The following is a 19,808-nucleotide window of genomic DNA, read 5'->3' on the forward strand; positions in this document are numbered from 1 at the left end:
CAGCAGCAACATTTAATTAATATAAAATTAACTGTTATCTATGAGCGATTTCAGTGCCCGGGGGAAGGGGGCTGACGGAAATAAAAAGATAAGATCTCCGGATACAGACGATATGGTTGCCGCCCTTATCGCTGTTGACAGGGTTCGTGCGGGAAGAATTGCAGAAGAGTCATGCGGTCACGGCTCTCCCATCCTCTGCACTGAAAAACTTATAATGCCGGCACTTGAGGAGGTCGGCAGGCTCTGGGAGTCAGGTGAGCTGTCACTCTCACAGGTCTATATGAGCGGGCGGATATGCGAAGAGATTGTCGATACAATTCTGCCGCCAAAGGACCCGCAGAGGACTTATCAGCCAAAGATTGGCATAGCGGTCATTGAAGACCATCATACACTTGGCAAACGGATTGTTGCATCTGTACTCAGGGCTGGCGGGTATGAGATTACAGATTACGGCCATGGGATTTCTGCTGCTGATCTCGCCGGCATGGTTGTCCGGGATAAGGTTGAAATTATGCTCATCTCTGCCCTTATGCTCCCGGCTGCTCTCAGTATTAAGGACGCTGTTTCAGTTATCAGGGAGAAGCAGCCCGGAACTGTCATTATTGTCGGAGGGGCACCTTTCAGTTTCGATGAAGTGCTCTGGAAGGATGTCGGGGCGGACGCTATGGGGCGTTCTGCTATTGAGTCTTTAGAACTTGTCAGGAGATATGCAGGAGAGGTGGAAATATGAGCGAATATATGACTCCGATGCAGAGAACGCTCACAGCGATGGAGTTTCGTGAGCCTGACCGGGTTCCGCTCTTTCTCCTGCTGACGATGCACGGTGCAAAGGAGCTTGGTCTTTCGGTTAAGGACTATTTTTCAGAACCGGAATATGTTGCAGAGGGGCAGGTGAGGCTTCAGAAGAAGTTTGGGGGCGACTGCTTTTTTGGATTTACCTATGCAGCTTTAGAGGCTGAGGCATGGGGCAGTGATGTCATCTTCATTGATAACGGCCCACCCAATGCCGGAAGGCCGGTCATCCATGAACCTGAGGATATAGATGATATAGCAGTCCCTGAGATATCAGAGTCTCCGTGTCTGTTAAATACCCTCAGTATAGTTGAGAAGCTGAATAAAATTTCTGCGGGCGATATTCCGGTAATATCTGCCGCAGTCTCGCCTTTTTCCCTGCCGGTCATGCAGATGGGCTTTGAAGGTTATCTCGACCTCATCTATTCGGGCAGTCCTCTCTTTGATAAGCTTATGAAGAAGAATGAGCAGTTCTGCATCTCATGGGCCAATGCACTCTTTGATGCCGGGGCAACGGCGGTTGCATACTTTGACCCGCTGGCATCCCCGGATATTATTGACTCTGAACTGTTCCGCAGGACCGGGCTTTTAACCGCAAAGAGGGTCATTTCAAAGGTCAAAGGCCCGATGGCTGTGCACCTTGCCTCGGGGCGTGCACTTCCGGCTGTCGGCTATATATCTGAGACCGGCTGTGTGGGTATCGGTGTGAGCGCCTTTGACGATCTCGCTGCCGTTAAGGAGGCATGCTATGGCAAAATGACGGTTATGGGCAATTTAAACGGGGTTGAGATGAGGAGGTGGACTCCTGAAACGGCTGAAAGAAAGGTCAGGGAGGCGATATCAGCGGCAGGGGCTGGTGGGGGATTTATTCTGACCGATAATCACGGTGAGATTCCGTATCAGGTTCCGGAATCTGTTCTTTATGCTATTGGTGAGGCAGTCCGGAAGTGGGGGCAGTATCCGCTTGACTGAGAAGCGGTTTGTCGTCCTCTGCTGCGGGAATATAAGGGCAGAGGCGGATGAGGCAGTCGCGGGTTTTGAAGGTGTATCTGTCATATCTTATCCTCCCCATTGCGGGCATGTCAGATCATTTTGGGATACTGTGAGCCGTTATTATGAGGAGGCCGTCTCAGACGGCAGCAGAGTATTTTTCTGCGGGTGTGGATGCCAGAATACTTTAGACATACCGGATGAGGTGAGAGAAAGTCCGGATTTCATATCCGGAGGGGATGGGGCGTCGCTTTTCCTCCCGGAATTTCTTGTCAGGAGTTATGAGAGGAAGGGATGTATGGCTGTTCTGCCCGGATTTTTGCTTAAGTGGCGGGAGAATGCATCCTGTGACGGTCTTGACAGCAGGACTGCGGCGGAGTTATACGGTGAGGCTTTATCTGAGGTCCTGCTCATTGATACCGGCCTTCATCCCGGAATTTCCGGCGATTTAAAGGATTTTTCGGAATTTACTAAGCTTCCGGGACGGATTATTCCGGCAGGGACTGAGTATCTCCGTCTCAGGATAGAACCGGAATATCTGAAGTGGAAGTTTGAGAATGAGAGGGCCGGACTTAAAGGGAGGGTTCGGGAGTGTGAGAAGAAGGCTGCCGATTATTCGATGGTCGCTGATCTAACTGACAAAATTATCGGCAGCTATGATGAGGAGATGATCATCCATGAGGTTTTAGACCTCTTTGTGATGCTCTTTTCGCCGGAGACGGTATATTATATCAGGTCTGACGGCGGAGTTCCGGGTCAGGTTGTGAGCATCACCGGCGGTGAGGTTTTTTTGGACGGGGACGAGATGGAATTTTTCAGTTCGGATACAGATACGGCGGTCTTCTCTTCTCTGGACGGTTTCTCTGTCAGGGTATCTTACGGCGGCCATATAAAGGGCGTCATCTCGGTAAAGGGTGTTTTATTCCCAAAATACCTGGAGAAGTATCTGAATCTTGCACATTTTATATGCAGGATTGCCGGCCTTTCGATTACTGTCGCTGAGACGTACAGTGACCTTTTGCAGACTGTATCGGACAGGAATTATGAGTTGAGTGAACGCAGGAAGGCCGAGATGGCACTTAAGCATTCCAATAAGAAACTTGGGATTTTATCCGGGATTACCAGGCATGACATCTTAAATAATCTGATGATAATTCAGGGTTATCTGGAACTGGTGGATGCTCTTGATATTGATAAAAGTTCTCTGCTTGAGAAGTATTTATTAAATGTCAGTAATGCTGCTTCTGCAATCCAGCGTCAGATCGAGTTCACCCGTGAGTATGAGGAGCTTGGGGCTGAAGAGCCGGCCTGGTTTGATCCGGGCATGATTATTAAAAAGATTGGTCAGGGACGGATTCCTGTGGTCAGTGAATGCAGTGGGTATGAGGTCTTTGCAGACCCGATGATTGAGAGGGCATTTTACAACCTCTATGACAATACGCTCCGGCATGGTGAGGGTGCCTCTGAGGTGCGGGTTTTCTGTCTGCCGGAGGAGGAATCTGAGGGGTTAATTATTGTCTTTGAGGATGACGGGGGCGGAGTTTTGGAGGGTATGAAGGAGAGGATATTTGAACGTGGTATTGGCTCAAATACAGGCCTTGGGCTGTTTTTAATCCGCGAGATTCTTGCGATCACCGGAATTACGATTAAGGAGACGGGGGTTTACGGCGAGGGCGTGAGGTTTGAGATGTATGTGCAGAAAGGTGGATGGCGGACTGCATAGATGCTAAAAAAACCTGCCGGAAAAATCAATGACGATGAATGGGATCCTTTCAGGATATAAACTGACATATAACAGAAGTGACAATTAATCTCATAGAGGTTTTTATGAATATCAATGCAGGTATTGTTATTCAAAGGGTTACAGGCATTATTGAAAATAATCCCGAATATCTGCCTGCCGACAGTGACATCAACAAAAAGAAGTCATCTGCATTTGTTCTTCTCTGCATCTCAACCTGCCTGGACATCCCTCTGAAAGAAGCAGCAGAACTCCTCACAGAGGGCGGCAATGATGCCGGTGTTGACGGTCTTCATATCGGAGAGGTTGAAGACGGTGAATTTCCGGTTACGATATTTCAGGGCAAATATAAGGTCAGTAACCTGAAAGGCGGATCAAATTTCCCGGAAAACGGCGTTGAAAAGGCAGTCAATACAGTGCAGGTTCTCTTTAACCCTTACCGTAAAGTCTCACTTAATAAAAAAATTGCCCCAATGATCGAGGAGATACGTTCATTAATCCGGGATGGATATATACCAAATGTCCGTGTTATCCTCTGCAATAACGGGCTTAAATGGAAAGAACAGGCAGATAACTGGATAAACGAGGCAAAGAAGGAGTACGGCGACCGTGTGGATTTCATCCACTTCAATCATGATTCCATAGTAAATATTCTCCAGAGCAGTAAAAAAGTTGATGTAACATTGATGATGAACGGCAAGGCGATTGCAGAGGATATGAATTATATGCGGGTCCTTGTCGGACGGGTATCTGTAGAAGAGATTCAGCGCCTCTTTAATGAATACGGAGATAAACTGCTTGAGCGTAACATCCGGCGTTATTTAGGCCTCCATTCAAACCGCGTAAATACGGCAATTCATGAAACTCTCATAAATACTGATAAATCTGACAAATTTTACTTTTACAATAACGGAATTACTGTCGTCTGTGACAAATTTGACTACAATGCCTTTCAGACTTCTGACTATAAAGTACAGATTAAAAATATGCAGGTGATAAACGGAGGTCAGACGTGCAGAACGATTCAGGAGACGCTCAATCAGTACCCGTCCGGCAGAGCAGGTGAATCAGCTTATGTTATGATCCGGATTTATCAGCTGCCGGAGATGCACAGGGATTTTGTGCAGGACATTACCTACTCTACAAACAGCCAGAATCCTGTTGATCTTCGTGATTTACATTCAAACGATGAGATACAGAAATCACTTGAGATCGGCATGTCAGATCTTGGATATGTGTATAAGCGCCAGAGAGAAGAAGGTGGCAGTGGCTCAAATGTGATAACAAGTTCAATTGTTGCGGAATCGGTCCTGGCCATCTGGAGAGAGAAGCCCAACCAGGCAAAATTCCGGAGAAAAGAACACTTTGGAAAGCTCTATCAGGATATCTTCAAAGACCTCAGCGCATCACAGGCTATACTTGCGGTTCTGATATTCCGGGCTGTTGAGAACCGGAGAAAAAGGCCGGTCGATGAGAATGTTCCTGAATTTATTCCTTATGCCTCACATTATATATCAATGCTCATCGGGAGAAATCTGCTGAAAGATAATAATACAGAAGAAAGTGAGCTTTCACACCGGAATTTTAAGTCCATTGCTTCGGCATTTGAATCTGATCAGGAGAGATATTACAGGGAGGCCCTTGATTCGATATCAACTGCACTCAGAGAATGTTATGGCGAAAGGCCGGTTTCACTTCAGCAGCTCTCTGCAACTTTCCGGCGTGGTGATCTCCTGGAGATGCTTGGGGTCTGATAGGTGGCAGCTATAATTCCGGACTAATCCAAAAAATTACGGAGGAGAGATAATGATTCCTGACAGGTGCAGTTATTGCAGGATGCCAAATATTATTTATTGGTGGATTTCAAAACATAATTCTGAGAAATAATGATTCCTGACAGGTGCAGTTATTGCAGGGGAAAGCTGGAATATGGGAAGACTGAATTTATCGCAGGAGCCGGAGAGAAAATAATTGTCATAAAAGAGATCCCGGCATATGTATGCAGAAAGTAGCGGTGAGGCGTATTTCACACCCGAAATTTCCCGTAAAATTGATGAAATAATGAAAAGACCTCCATAAAGGCAAAATCTGCTGTCGTCTTTGTTGCTGCCGGAGAGATTGAGATCAGTGTATAACCTGCCGGACAATATTAATAGTCCGTCAGTAGTGGCAGCTATAATTCCGGATTAATCTAAAAATTTAGGGAGGAGAGATGATGACTCCTGACAGGTGCAGTTATTGCAGGGGGAAGCTGAAAATATTGGAAGACTGGATTTATCGCAGGAGCCGGAGAGCAAATAATTGTCATAAAAGTCACCCATGAGCCTGCGGGTTCACAGATGATGAATAAAACAGTGCGCTGTTTCATAAGAGATATCCCGGTGTCATGTATGCAGCCAATGTGGTGAGGCGTATTTCACACCCGAAATTTCCCGTAAAATTGATGAAATAATGAAAGACTTCCATAAAGGCAAAATCTGCTGTCGTCTTTGTTGCCGCCGGCGGGATTTAGATCAATGTATAACCTGCCGGACAATGTCTATAGTCCGTCACTTTTTCTTTGCTGTTATCCTCCCGATTTCTGATTTTATATCTGCAACTGACTGCCAGGACGCGATATCCGGCTCCATCTCAAGGGCATGGCTTTTTGCATCCTCTGCTTCGGCTTCGTTTTTAAAGGCTGCCTGTATCAGGTATATTATGTAATAGTCTTCCGGGCCGGGATTTTTCTTTAAGAGTCTTTTTATCAGTTTTTTTGCTTCATCTTCCGAGTTCAGTCCGAGGTAGGAGAGGAGCATATAGTAATAGGAACACTGCTTTGATGTGTCTGCCAGTACTGCCTCTTCAAATGATTCGAGTGCCCGTTCATATCTGCCGGATCTCAGGTACGCTATGCCTTTGCAGAGCCATCCTCTCTGTGAGTCTTCTTCAGAGGCTATGCCTTTGTCGGCCGACCTTATCGCCTCTTTGTATTTTTCAAGTTCTGTCAGGCACATGGCCCTGGCAACCCATACTGCCGCTGAATGTTTGTTCTTTTTTATGGAGGCATCGTAGATTTTTACTGCTGAGAGGTAGTCTTTTCTGGCAATGAAGCAGGATGCCCGAATTGTTTCAGTCTCTGACTCTATCGCTTTGACCATACTGAGCATGTTCAGTCCGAGTTTTCTGCCGGTCTTATTGATTCTCTGCAGATTTTTGTTTATTTCGTCGCAGAGAGCTGTTATCTCCCCGTATTCTTCTGACCGCAGAAGGTCGGTGTGGATGTTCTGAAGTGTTATGAAGGCTTCATTGAATGATTCAGAACTTTTGCTGAAGGCTTCTTCAGCTTTTTTGATATCTTTTTCAGATATGCAGTCTTCGGTTCTGTCCAGGCATTCTGCACATTTAATAAGGGCATCTCTGATGGTAAGGACATCCTTTATCCCTTCTGCCGGTGAGTTCTCTGTTATTATATTTGATTCCATTGTATTTTCCTGAATGATTGTTAGTTAATATGCCGGGAGATGATAAAATCATTGTGAGGGATGGGAGTTTTTTGAAAAACTTTAGTTATGTCATAACGGGAAAGATAACATTTCAAAGAGTAGTTCTGCTGTGAATATTTAATCTGTTGAATTCTGAGATTTAACGGGCTTTATTTAACCGGATCATTTTGATCAAAGATTACGCTTTTTTCAACCGTTTTTGTCCCATATCTTTTTTTGTTGATGACTAAATGTAATTTCAGTTCGTGAGTGCCAGAGGAGATATTTTCAATGCTGACTTCTGTTCTTCCGGGACTGGTAATTATGTCTGATAATTTATCATCCAGATATACGGGGCATACAAATCCTTTGTAATAATTATCCAGAGTGAGGTTTACAGCCGCAGTTATGCCTCCTTTATTTTGGGATTTTATCTCCGGAATTTCGACAACTGCATTTATGCTGCATCTTCTGTAATCTATGTAAATTATCAGGATAGTTATGAGGAGGATTATCAGCGGAATTAAGTATATGTACGGGTTCCGGATTTTTGGCTGGATGTCAATTCTGTTGGGCAGGCCGTCTCCGTCAACATCTTTTGCATAATCAATGGCTTTTTTTGCCGACTCTTCAGAGGAGATGTAATCTTCATCTGCAAGTTCCTCTCTGCTCCGGTTCAGATAATTTATGGCTGTTTCCGGTTCGTAATCCAGGTTTTTTTCAATCTCTTCTTCAGCAGAGATAATCAGTCTTTCTGCCGAGGGGGTCAAAATGGCAAGTAAGGATTCACCGTCATGTCCAAGTTTTATCTCTTCTGTGTAGTCCTCAAATGCTTCGGATTTTATGGTTATTTCATAACTGCCCTGTTCAAAGTAATCTGAAAACGGGGTTTTCCCAAGATATCTCTCATTTATGTAAACCTGACCTTTGGCAGGGGCTGAGTCGATGCTGATTATGCCGGCCTTCGGGTGCATTACAAACTCAGCAATGTTATCCTCATATTCAGATATGACAACTGTCTCTTCCAGACTGTCAAAGCCGGATTTTTCAAGTCTTATTGTATGTTCACCAGGTTCTATATCGTTTAATCTGAAGCTGGTTGTGCCGGCACTTTTTCCGTCCAGGTATATCCGGGCATTTTCGGGGACGGATTTTACAATGAGGCTGCCTTTATCCGGGACAGGTTCAAGTTCAAAGTAGGTGTCGCCATCAGATATGGAGTCAGGATCGGCGTCATAGGTCGATTCCTGAACCAGGTAGCCTTCAAGTTCTATCCTGAGATTATATCTGCCGGCTTCGAGCGATACTCCGGCAGGTGTTTTGCCATAATAGATGTCGTTTATGTATACTTCTGCCCCTTTTGGGCTGGATGAGATTATTATGTTGTCTTCGGGTTTTTCAAATGTATGCCGTACATAGGTTTTGGTGTTGGTCAGCACTTCAAGGTTACTGATGTAATATGTGTCATAGCCTTTAAGCTCCAGTCCGAGGGAATGGATGCCCACATCAACGCCGTTTATCAGGACGTCACTTCTGTAATCCAGTTTTGTCCGGTCTAAGTAGATCTCAGCGCCGGGAGGATCTGTCGTTATATCGATTGAACCGACAGGGCCTGCTGCTGCGGGGGCGATTATTGCCGTTATGAAGGTTATCAGAATTATGAGTTTTAGAGTATTCATTGCCGGAAATTTGCTTTGGGTTGTTTAACGGTAGTATCTCATTCTTAAGCAGGATATTATTCACTTCCGGAAGAATGTATTATTAAATGATCCGGAAAAGCGTTTTAGATCTTTTCTGTGCCGGTCCTCATTAATATATCCGGTGATGAAATGAATAATCTTTGTGCCAAAGATATCTGCTGTTAATCACCGGTGTTTACTGGAAAAATATAGTGGAGTGTCTCTCTGCTGAATTCTGCGGTTTTTTGTTTAGAACTTATGGGTTTGATTTTTTCGGAAAAAAACTGTATTGTGCCGGGTGGCATCAGACGGACAATAAGAAATATTTTTATTATTGTAAACCTATTGAAAACTATGGGTAATGGATTGAAGACTGTGGGGGTAATTATAGCTCTGCTTTTTATTTTTTTCACTCTGGGCTGTGTATCGGGTGTTTCTGAGAAATTAAGTACAGATTCAGGTTCTGCCAATAAAAATACCGGCGTGGCAGAGAAAAATTCAGATGTTTCGGTGCCAAAAGAGACGATTGCAGCCGGGACACCGGTTCCCAGAACTTCAGAGAAGACGGTGGTTGATCTGAGGTCTGATTCGGGTTCTTCGTCATCAGGTTCTTCATCGGAAGGTCCGAAGTACACTGCCGGAGCAATAATCTCTAATGATGATGGTGATAAGATGCTTGTCACTGTGTATAAGGAGGTCTCAAATAAATACTGTACTAAGCCCATTCATTACTCCGGTTCTTATTACTATGCATATAAAGACGGGAGTTTTAAAGAGCTTGGGACAGATTATGACTATGTGCAGTCTATTGAGAAGATGTATCCTAATCTGGTGAGCAGTAATCAGCATGTATATATCTACATCAAGGATACTGACAAAAGAATAGGTTATTTATTCCCGGAAAATGACGAAACAATGGGTTTTAACGGGTACTGAAGGGTTGGATGTGTAATTCAGGCGGTATTTTGGGACTATAGGATTAACTGTCTTTTGTAATCTATAATACCGGTCTGTTCTCTTTTTTATCTCTGTGTATTTTCCTGAATGGTTGTTTGTGTATATGCCGGGGGATGATAAAATCATTGAGAGGAGAAAAGAACTGATACAATTCATTAATTCAGTAATCTCTCCGGATGCCGGAAATTATGACTATTCATCTTTAAGCAGTCATGCAGAAAATGTCACTGCAACTGATACATACCTGAATTCTCTTGATTTCTTAAACCATATCCACTATCCGGATATCGGTGAAGTTGCTGAATTTCTCTGCAAACATAAGGATATTATCGAAATTGTCCTGACTGGCTGTTCCCTTGCCTGCTCCGGATTTAATAATAATGGAAATCTGAATCCTGAAGTCTTTCATGATGAAGAAGACGGAGATGAATATCTGACTCTTGTTATCCGGAAAAATACCTACCCGGATGATTTTATGGACATGATAAAGGAGATTTCAAATGTTTACAGGAGCGAACCTGCCGGAAAGTCTGCATATTTCCTGATAACAACTGATTTTGAGAAGGTCTGAATTAAATTTTTAACTTCTGAATTATGTCGTTTAACTGGTCTGATCTCTTAGAGATTGCCGAATTGCTGCATTCAACAAATATCTCAGTGCCGGTTTGTTTTCACGGGCGGGATCTTTTAGCATTAAATAATCCTCCCTGTCTGCCATTCCGCTTCAACCGAACTTCCGGCAATGGACCGGGGAATTTAATTCCGGCTAAAGTGAGGAATCTTATCCCGATACAACCGGGGAGACTCTCCCCGTCACAAGTGGGGATTTGTGAACCGTCATTGACATTTTTTTTTACCGGACAGGCTTTTTTACGACAGACCTAAAAAAGCAGAAACTGCGTAATAGCCATTACCTCAATATCAATACCATTAAAACTCATAAGTTCACTGCGACTTTCTGTGATGATATACCCCTTATCAAGCCCGAAATTTTTGCAGGCCATAATCAGTCCATCCACTTCCCTTTGCATATTGTGATTATTCAGATCATAGCATACCTGACAGGCCCCCACAACTTCATCTCTCTTCTTAATTATAAAATCACACTCAGAATTATTCTGATTCAGGAAAAATATCTCATACCCACGCCGTTTAAGTTCATTAAAGACCACATTCTCATACAGCCTCCCAATATTTTCAGAAAACTTAAATGAGACTGCATTTACAAATCCGGTATCGAAAGAGTAATATTTATTGTCGGATTTAAGCTGCTTTTTTAAAGAGTAGTCATAATTCCGGATACTAAAGAACATATAAGCTTCTTTTAGTGCATTTACATAACTCTCAACAGTAGCGTAATTATATCCCAATGCCTTTGAAATACTGTTAATGCTGTTTTTTTTGGTGTCATTTGAGAGCAGGTAATAAGTGAGATTTTCAAGTTTTTTATGGTCAATATTATATCTTCCTGCAATATCTTTCACCAGAATTGTGTTGTAATAAGAGATCAGTTCCTCATGCTTCAGTTCTGTCTTTAGATTAGCAATCTTTGGAAAACCACCTGATTTTATATATTCATTAAACAAACGGTTAATCTGAATTTTTTTAGAGGTGTAGTCAAGAAGGCTGCCGCAGGTTACACCTTTAAAAGAGAGATATTCCATAAATGTCAGTGGATATACCTCAATACTGAGATGCCTGCCGCTCAGTGCAGTGGCAATATCGCTTGAAAGCATCTTTGATGATGAACCTGTAATATAGATCTTTGCCTGATTTAATTCATAGAGAGTATAGACCCATTTTTCCCACCCGGAAACATTCTGAACCTCATCCAGAAATAAGTAAACTTCACCGTCAGGATTAATATTTTCGCGGTATGTGGTAAAAATCAAGGACAAAATATCTTCATTATCGCAATTGTAGAGCCTTAAATCCTCAAAATTTACATACAGGAGACATTTTTTATCCACAGTTTCAGAGAGGGCCTTCATCTCCAGCTTAAGCAGTGTTGACTTGCCACTTCTTCTGATACCAGTAAGTACAATTATCTCGCCAGAATCTCTGAATAACTCTATTTTGTCCTGATATTTTGGCCGGTTCAGATATTTGCCAAACGCATCGTAATCTTTTTTCCGGTAATTCCAGTCATTCCAGTCATTCCAGTCATTCCAGTCATTCCAGTCACTCAGGATCTCCATAACCTGAATCTTGGTAAGCAGAGCCATTACAATCTAATATGATTCTATCCTTAAAAAACTTATAGTGCAATAGAAGTTATTCCAGGAATAAGTTATATTGGAGCATAACCGGATTGTCCATTTACCTATACTATAACAGAGGTTTTCAGACCAAATCTTACTTTCCGGCCCATATTAACTTCCTGCCTTTATTAAAATCAACAGTTGGTTATGCCATATCTGGTAAAGATATGCTAATAATACCGACTTTGCATTAACAATTTCCGCAACAACCCGCAGTGATAGTTAATAATTCAGTACAAATGAGAAATTAGTGATTTGAGAAAAGATTAATACCACATTAAGTATTAAGTGTTCAATATGAAAAAGTTTGATTTAAATGTTGAAAAAGTATTAGAGGATTGGGAAATTTATCATGCAATAAGAGAAGTAATTGCTAATGCTTTAGATGAACAGGCACTTACAAATACATCTGAAGTTCAGATATTTAGTGAAAACAACAAATGGCATATCAGAGATTTTGGAAGAGGATTGAAATATGAACATTTAACTCAAAATGAATGTGAAGAAAAATTAAAAAATCCGGAAAAAGTCATAGGAAAATTTGGTGTGGGATTAAAAGATGCTTTTGCAACTTTTGACAGAAAAAGAATCAAAATTTTGATAAAATCCAGATATGGAGATATTACCCTTGATAAATCCTCAAAAGCAGATTTTGATGAAATTATTACATTACATGCAGTTATTTCTGAACCGTCAGAACCTGGCATGACAGGTACAGATTTTATTATTGAAGGAATAAATAATAGAGATATTGAATTAGCCAAAAGTTTTTTCCTTAAATTTTCAAATGAAATGCTATTGGAGGAAACACAATATGGCTCAGTTTTAGAGAATAGACAACCAGTATCAAGAATATACATAAACGGGCTAAAAGTTGCAGAAGAAGAGAATTTTCTTTTTTCATATAATATAACATCCATTACAACACAAATAAAAAAGGCATTGAACAGGGAGAGGACCAATGTTGGAAGAGGTGCATACACTGACAGAGTCAAATCTATTTTATTAAAATGTACGGATAAGAAGGTAGCTGAATACCTTGTTGATGACCTGAAGAAATTTGAATCCGGGGATTTACATGATGAACTAAAATGGACAGATATTTCGGCCCATGCCTGTAAAATACTTAATTCCTATGAAAAAACTATTTTCTTAACTCCCCGTGAGTTGTTGAATAAACACTCGGTAATAGAAGATTCAAAAAAGGAGGGTTATAAGATTAATATAATTCCGGATAATGTTAAATCAAAAATAAAGGGTCAAACCGATATAAAAGGGAATAAAATCAGAGACATCGAAGAATATACCAGAGAATATAACGAAAGTTTTCAGTTCAAGTTTATTGATGAAGATTCCTTATCATCAAGTGAAAGGAAAATTTTCTCAAAGAAATATGAAATAATTAATTTAATTGGGGGGAAACCTAAATCCGTTAAAGAAATACTGATTTCCGAAACCATGCGTAAGGATATTATAAATGATGAAGAGGTTGAAGGTTTATGGGAAGAAAAAAATAACAGAATCATTATCAAAAGAGACCAACTGAGAAACATAAATTCCTTTGCGGGAACTCTTCTTCATGAAATTGCTCATGCAAGTAGTGGTGCAGGAGATCATTCAAGGGAATTTGAGAGTGAACTAACACAATATATTGGTCTGTTATGCAATAATATATTTAAATAATCTCACTTTTTTAATTATCTGGATGCCTGTTTTCAAAGAACTCACTCCCCTAAAACTTTAAACAGAGCATCCCTTGGATCTTTATAATAAATCACCATAAGCCGGGAAGCAAGATCATCTGACATATCAATAAGCTGCTTCCTGCTGGCAACCGGAAGAAGTATTGCAACGGCTCCGTTCTCAGCAGCAAGTTCTGCCATATCAAGTGCATTGTAAACCGGCTCAATTGTACCGCCAACACTCATACCACCGACAATAACTATTCCACCCTTAAGGCTCTTTCCAATTGATGCCGAGCATAAAGCCAGAAGAATCGGCATACTTATCGAGCTTCCGCCCTTTGCTGAAGTCAGAGATCTCACCTGAATGGAGAATTCAGCCTCTTTAGGATTGTGATCGCCAATCAGAATTCTGTTCTGTGTATATAAGACCTGTTCAGCAGTCTTTACACTCTCTCTTAACCCTGACGGAGCCTTGACATTTATCAGCCGGATTGTTGAACCGGGTGTTGTGGTGACTTCAATTTTATAAAGACCACTTCCCTCATTCTGATCTCCCGGCCCGATCCCCCATACCTGTCCTGGAGGAAGAGGATCTGAACTGATCTCATTTTCACTGTGTAATTCCGGGGTGGAAACATACTGCTCAATACCGTCAACACCAAGCCGGTAGCTAAACATAGTATTTCTGAATTCGGCAGAACCTATTCTCTTCTGCTGTTCCTTAACCCTTCTTCTGCACTCAAGTGCAGTTCTTACAGCCCATTCAATATCCTCTTCTTCAATGTCCATATCTGAAGAAGGATAGAGCAGTTTTAACAACCCGTCAATGGTTTTGTTGACTGCACGCCTGTCCCTGCCGCTTAGTGCATCACCAAAGAAGACCCTGCCATTAATTTTATGCAGCCTGCTCTCACCTCTGAGTCGGTTCCATGATTCCGCAAGGAAATCACTGACAAAGCCGTAATGCTCAGTCAGAAGGTCAGGGTGGACTTTTGGATAGTCCCATCCGGGGATGTAACTGTGAATTCTGTCCATAAACGCAGTATCATCCCTGATCTCTTTTGGAAGCGGACCAAATAAATGCCCGATTCTCTGTTGATGCTCAACATCAACATCAAAGTTACCAAGCATTGCAATGCCGCCTTCTGCCCTTATATTCTCCTTGCCTCTGGAAAACTCCCCGCTCTCCATATAGCCTTTCATGATATTAACGCCGTCTTTCTGATCAAAGCTGATTCCTGAGACCTCATCAAAACAGACTATATCATACTGACAGACAAGCCCTCTCTGTCCGGATGAATTATTGACAAACATCTTTGCAACGGTTGCTTTTCCGCCGGAAACCAGATGGGAATAAGGACTTATCTGCTGGAATAAGTAACTTTTACCCGTTCCTCTCGGACCAAGTTCAATAAAATTATAATTCTTTTCAACAAAGGGTATCATCCGGAGAAAAAGAACGGCTTTTGCACGCTCGGATAATACAGAAGGTTCAAGCCCGACACTCCGGCAGAGAAAATCCTTCCACTCTTCTGTTGTCATCTTTTCCCTGCCGGCAGCAAGGTCATCGAGTACATTTCTTTTTGAAAGCTGGATAGGCCGGAGATTTTTCACAGTAAAAGGATATGATCTCTGCCCTTCTGTCTGCGTAGCCCCGTATTCAACCTCAATTTCCGCATAAAAACCTCCGGTGAGCATCCTTTCATGCTCATAGACAAATTCAGACGGGATAAAGGCATCATTGATGAGAAGAGAGGGAATTGCGGCAAAGAAATTGTCTGATCTTGCATCAAGTCTTGCCGTGATTAAGTCAATAACCTTTACAGTCCCTTTGTCTTTGGCCCTTGCCTTAAACAGTTCCTGTTCTCCGGCTTTTACAACTTTATCCCTAAGCTGTTTATGAACTATCTCCAGACCTTCAGCAATCTCATCTTCATCTGTTGTCGCACAGAATTTTCCGATTAAGAACTCTGCTACGTAATTTGGAACCGGATATTTTTCTGCAAACTCTCTTGCAAGGTCTTTTCTGACTACATAGCCCTCAAAAAGGTCTGTGGTCTTTTCATCAAGGGAGTCAAGTTCAAAAGACATATTATTCTTCTCCTATTGTGATTTCCTTTTGATAGCATACAGTTTTATCTGAGTCTATGAGAACCAGAAATGCCTCAGAACCTTCAAGACTGTCATCTAAAACCAAAAGGGAGAGTTTTTCATCTGATATTTCCTTAACGGAATCAATAAGGGAGGAATTCTCATCTCCCGGCTGAGTCCTTATATCAGCAGACAGACCTTCACAGCCTTCGGTCTTTCCTTTTAGTCTCAGTCCTCTCCATGTCATTTCTGTTATTTTTACTAATCCGGTTTTGGCTTTTTCCCTGCCCTTTACTGTCATCTGTGGGATTATTACTTCCTGTGGGCTTAGTCCGCCGTGTTCATATACCTTTCCGGAGTCAAAACAGGTAATTCCGGGTGAGAAAACCACGGTTGCATTTCTGTCCCAATGCCACTTTGAAGTCGGGAAGATGGTTTTCGCATCCGGGCGAAGTCTGGCACACCTGCTCTTTTTAACTTCTGTGAGGGCCGGGAGGAGTTCAGTCTTATCCATTTCTCCGGGCATGAAAACCCAGCCATGATCTGTTACAATTTTTATCTCACTCCAGCCTGCATTTATCAGTTCCTGTACTCTTTTGCTTATTCTTTCAAGTTCTGCCGGAATTATCAGCGGGAGTTCAATCTGTTTGTCATGCCCTTCATGGTCGATATTTCCGCAGTCCGTCCATGCTGAACCGTCAGGATCTCCTGTTCGATTATCATCAAGAACCTGAATACTATGCTCTTCCATTATTCTTCTAAGGGCCGTGATGTTTGCTGCTGCCTCTGTTTTTGTAAACGGAGTGAATTCACTGCCTGCAATTAGTTCTCCGGCTATTGGCATTACTGCCGGTTTTGCAGTTGAGGTTAATGTCGGAAGTGCTGCATAGCTGAAATTAAGGTCTGTTTCAGGATGGTCCTTGCTGATTATTTCTTTAAGTTCATTTGCCAGGTCAAATCTAAGACCGTCAACGAAGAGGTAAACCGTTCCTTTTTCCGGTTTATAACCCGATTTGGAAATTTCCGGCGGGTTGTTGGTCCATTCTTTCTGAAAACTTTCTGCAAGTGAAGAGAACCATGATTTTGATATTGCTGCAATTGCTGCTGATGTTATCCGGAGGCATTCTTTGTCCTTTCCTGCTTCCCTTATTGCCTTTAATATCGCATCATCGGCTGTGAAGTATTCCTCTGTGTATCTTTCTGCCTGCTCCTGTATTGTTCCGGAAAATCTGTTCTCCCGGACTATTTCTGCGAGTTTTGCAAGGTATTTTAATGTGCATGCGTAAGGGCTTTCTCCAATTTTTGCCCAGACCCAGTCTCTTCTGATTTTATGGTTCTTCTCCAGGGTTAGGACTTTTTTGACTGCATCATTCCGGTTTAGTTCCTGCAAGTGAAGAAGCTCTTCTTTGACTTTTTTCTCCAGTTTATCATTATTCTGAGGCCATGAGTCCTGATATACAACCAGAGGCGGCATTTTTGAATTTCTAAGAAGGGTAGGAATGTTTACGTATTTGTCCGGATTTTCGCAGTATCTCTCCCAGACATTTGACCAGTTGTTCTTAAGTGAGCCAAGTTTTTCTGCGGCTGTTACAGGAGTATCTTTTTCCGGGTCAAATTCATATTCGGATTTACAGATTGAGCAGAATGGCCGCCACTGTTCCGGCCCCATTCTCTCTTTTTCTTCTTTTGGAGAGTTCATCCAGAGGAGGAGCTGTTTTTTTGTGTCGGGGTGAATGAGGGAGTTAAAGTAAGAGGCGTTTAAGGGTGCTCTGTTTTTGATTAATGTTACATCTTCGTCACAGAGAGCACCGACTGCATTTATAGCGGCCTGTCTTGTCTCTTTATCCATTATTATGTCAATATCAAGGATATTTTTGATAAAGGCGGGTATTGTCCAGTCCCTGTTATTTTTCTGTGACCATACTATCCCTCTGTACTGAAGTTCAAAGAGCTGAAGCAGTTCTTCCGGGCAGTTTTCCGGGTTTCTTAAAACATCTTTTGAATATCCGGGAAGGTATATGACCGGAGTTCCTTCTTTTGGAAATTCCGGTACGCCTGATTCATCAGACACTCCGGAATCCGGGGAAACATCAGCAACCCCAAAACTGCCACCGTTCAGATTATGCGAAATTAAGCACCGGATATAAATTGCAGGGCCTTTAAATTCCTCAGGATCATAACTGCCAAATGTTGCAATCGGCATCCCGTGATCTTTTACAAGTTTTTCAACAACCGGCTCCCATTCCCGGTTATGATCTGTCCATATCAGTGCAACCGGAGCGGATAACCTCTCCCTGTCATAGTCAGACGCTGCACTCAAAATAGCCTTCTTCACTTCCTCAATAAATTTCCCCGGCATGATTTTTACTCCCTGTTAACTCCTAAATTCATTTATTCAATGTAAATCCTTTTTTTTATATATTCAGCCTCTTCATCACTGCACGAATATGGTCTTTCCAAAGTGTTTATCATATCAGTAATTATTAAGCCACAGCGATTTTCAAGTTCCTCTTCACCAGCATAAACCCCGGAACTATAGGCAAATCTGTTTTTTGAATCATTTTCAATTTCTTCAAGCCCGTCACATAAATAGTGTAATTTAGCAAGATAATCAACCACAATATCATTTAATTCAGAATTGTCTTTATCCATAAAATGCAGACCTAAATCAAATAATTCCCTTTTTATCAGAATAGTTATTTCAGGCAGGTTATATTTCCGATAAGCATCTCTTCCTATATCTTTCAATATCTCCAAAATATTCTCTATCTCTTCTTTATTTAAATGACTAATTTTGGAATAAGATACTAATTCCCATATTGGCTCTAAGTAGTATTGTCCTTTTTGGCACTCAGGTGATTTCATATACCTATAAACAAGATCATTCCACTTATCAACCAGTAAATTTATAATTTCATTTGGAACTTCTTTACTATTGTCAATAAAACTTTGGTTAATATTTTTAATTTCAGAAACTATTTCATCATAACTTTGACTGTTTCCAGATTTCATAAATTTGTAAGCCATTTTGTTAAGAGACAATAGTTTACTCTTCATAATAAAAATATAATCATCATCATGTTTGTAGTAATATAAACCCAAACAGTGAGCAATTCTTCCTGAGATCAAATTAATACTATAGGAATAAATTGATTCAAATTCATGATCAATTGCATTATTTCCTAAAAATGCTATAATATTATGAATATTAATCTCAATACTTTCATCCAGATTTAACGTATCCTCTTTAAATTTTAATATATTATTACAATCAATTCTCCTTACAATATTATTCATATTGATAATGATCTCAAAAATAAACTTTTCTTCCCGTTTTTCAAAGAGAATTAACGAAGTTCTTTTGACATTATCATAAAATCCAGAGCAGATAGAATTTGAGTCTAATTCCTGCTCTGAAGAATTAACTATCTCAATAAATTTCTCTCTGATTCTTTTAAGCCCATAACTAAAGGTTACCATATCACCTTTAATTGCAGAACTGTTAATTATCACAAAAAGATCATGGAATGGATCATCTTTAGGCTGCAAACTGATAAGTTTCTCAGAAGTCAGATCGTCAAATAGATTATCAATTACCTTCTCCGCATTCATACTATTAAGAGTAATTCTGATATGTGGAATTAATGTAACGAGGAGAGCAATAAACAGGAAAAACGAATAAAAAACAGCATATGATTTAATTCCGTAAACTACCTCTGAATCTGAAATACTCATCAGAATAAATGCAAATAGAGATATCCCGGAGATATATCCGGCAATTATCGCCCACATTGCATGGTTTTTCTTAAAAACCTCAATGACCCTTGAAGAATATTCCGAGGCAGTAAACTGAATTGCAACCAGTGTTAAGGATACAACAATAGCAATTACAGCAGCAAGACTCTGGATAAACGCACTTAAGAGGTACCTTGTTGTATCATCATCCAGAGTTGTTGGAAATTTGAAAATTTTTAGCAGAAGATATAATCCGGCCGCTAAAACTAAAGGAACAAAAAAAACCAAAAAGTAAACATTTGTCCAGAACTCACCCGGATTTTCCGCCTCTTTTTCGTCAATATACTCCAATAACCTAAATCCGGACATAATATTTCCCAAAATCCCCAATCACAAAACTAAAAACCTAAAAG

15 protein-coding genes are annotated in these 19,808 nt (G+C 41.3%); 8 read left to right on the plus strand and 7 right to left on the minus strand.

From position 1 onward, the window contains the following. Positions 1-40 precede the first annotated feature (40 nt). From METLIM_RS10730 to METLIM_RS17425, 5 genes are all read left to right on the plus strand, one after another. Entirely contained in the window at positions 41-730 is a 690-nt protein-coding gene (locus METLIM_RS10730) for a cobalamin B12-binding domain-containing protein (RefSeq protein WP_004078472.1), read from the plus strand. Next, entirely contained in the window at positions 727-1,764 is a 1,038-nt protein-coding gene (locus tag METLIM_RS10735; RefSeq protein ID WP_004078473.1) for a uroporphyrinogen decarboxylase family protein, read from the plus strand. The genes METLIM_RS10730 and METLIM_RS10735 overlap by 4 nt, the downstream gene beginning before the upstream one ends. Next, on the plus strand, positions 1,757-3,505 hold the full coding sequence (locus tag METLIM_RS15720) for a sensor histidine kinase (protein ID WP_052300909.1): 1,749 nt from the start codon (positions 1,757-1,759) through the stop codon (positions 3,503-3,505). Before METLIM_RS10735 ends, METLIM_RS15720 begins: the two co-directional genes overlap by 8 nt. A 104-nt stretch (positions 3,506-3,609) precedes the next feature. Then, positions 3,610-5,277: an AIPR family protein gene (locus METLIM_RS10745; protein ID WP_004078475.1), complete on the plus strand. Its 1,668-nt coding sequence runs from the start codon at positions 3,610-3,612 to the stop codon at positions 5,275-5,277. Positions 5,278-5,409: 132 nt separating this feature from the next. Next, the gene (locus tag METLIM_RS17425; protein ID WP_245543523.1) at positions 5,410-5,535 is read left to right on the plus strand and encodes a YgiT-type zinc finger protein; all 126 of its coding nucleotides are present in this window, start codon (positions 5,410-5,412) and stop codon (positions 5,533-5,535) included. 537 nt (positions 5,536-6,072) lie between these two features. Here the strand turns inward: METLIM_RS17425 and METLIM_RS16670 are convergent. The 3 genes from METLIM_RS16670 to METLIM_RS16675 form a co-directional block, all read right to left on the minus strand. Continuing rightward, positions 6,073-6,987, minus strand: coding sequence for a tetratricopeptide repeat protein (locus METLIM_RS16670; RefSeq protein WP_004078476.1), 915 nt, complete (start codon positions 6,985-6,987; stop codon positions 6,073-6,075). A 170-nt stretch (positions 6,988-7,157) separates the two neighbouring features. Next, positions 7,158-8,666 (minus strand): PEGA domain-containing protein, encoded by a 1,509-nt coding sequence (locus METLIM_RS10760; protein WP_004078477.1) that lies wholly within the window; start codon positions 8,664-8,666, stop codon positions 7,158-7,160. A gap of 182 nt (positions 8,667-8,848) precedes the next feature. Next, a complete protein-coding gene (locus METLIM_RS16675; RefSeq protein ID WP_157202292.1) occupies positions 8,849-9,136 on the minus strand; it encodes a hypothetical protein in 288 nt (95 codons plus the stop codon). Positions 9,137-9,149: 13 nt separating this feature from the next. Between METLIM_RS16675 and METLIM_RS10765 the strand changes: the two genes are divergently transcribed. Further along, positions 9,150-9,602 carry a hypothetical protein gene (locus METLIM_RS10765; protein WP_157202293.1) on the plus strand — a complete coding sequence of 151 codons (453 nt, stop codon included), beginning with the start codon at positions 9,150-9,152 and terminating at the stop codon, positions 9,600-9,602. A gap of 124 nt (positions 9,603-9,726) precedes the next feature. Next, positions 9,727-10,194, plus strand: a complete 468-nt coding sequence (locus METLIM_RS10770; protein ID WP_004078479.1) for a hypothetical protein — start codon at positions 9,727-9,729, stop codon at positions 10,192-10,194. Positions 10,195-10,504: 310 nt separating this feature from the next. Here the strand turns inward: METLIM_RS10770 and METLIM_RS10775 are convergent, their stop codons facing one another. Further along, positions 10,505-11,848, minus strand: a complete 1,344-nt coding sequence (locus METLIM_RS10775) for an ATP-binding protein (protein WP_004078480.1) — start codon at positions 11,846-11,848, stop codon at positions 10,505-10,507. A 333-nt stretch (positions 11,849-12,181) separates the two neighbouring features. Here METLIM_RS10775 and METLIM_RS10780 point away from each other — a divergent pair, with 333 nt between their 5' ends. Beyond that, the gene (locus METLIM_RS10780; protein WP_004078481.1) at positions 12,182-13,567 is read left to right on the plus strand and encodes a hypothetical protein; all 1,386 of its coding nucleotides are present in this window, start codon (positions 12,182-12,184) and stop codon (positions 13,565-13,567) included. A gap of 41 nt (positions 13,568-13,608) precedes the next feature. Here METLIM_RS10780 and brxL read toward each other — a convergent pair whose 3' ends face one another. Genes brxL through METLIM_RS10795 form a run of 3 tightly spaced genes read right to left on the minus strand, consistent with a single transcriptional unit; the run spans position 13,609 to position 19,746 of the window. Further along, positions 13,609-15,660 carry a protease Lon-related BREX system protein BrxL gene (gene brxL, locus METLIM_RS10785; RefSeq protein WP_004078482.1) on the minus strand — a complete coding sequence of 684 codons (2,052 nt, stop codon included), beginning with the start codon at positions 15,658-15,660 and terminating at the stop codon, positions 13,609-13,611. A gap of 1 nt (position 15,661) precedes the next feature. Further along, complete coding sequence (pglZ, locus tag METLIM_RS10790) at positions 15,662-18,019, minus strand: BREX-1 system phosphatase PglZ type B (protein ID WP_004078483.1); 2,358 nt, start codon at positions 18,017-18,019, stop codon at positions 15,662-15,664. A 32-nt stretch (positions 18,020-18,051) separates the two neighbouring features. Next, positions 18,052-19,746 carry a DUF2254 family protein gene (locus tag METLIM_RS10795; protein ID WP_048145914.1) on the minus strand — a complete coding sequence of 565 codons (1,695 nt, stop codon included), beginning with the start codon at positions 19,744-19,746 and terminating at the stop codon, positions 18,052-18,054. Between the last annotated feature and the right edge of the window lie 62 nt (positions 19,747-19,808).

Origin of the sequence: Methanoplanus limicola DSM 2279, assembly GCF_000243255.1 — an archaeon.
GTDB lineage: Archaea > Halobacteriota > Methanomicrobia > Methanomicrobiales > Methanomicrobiaceae > Methanoplanus > Methanoplanus limicola.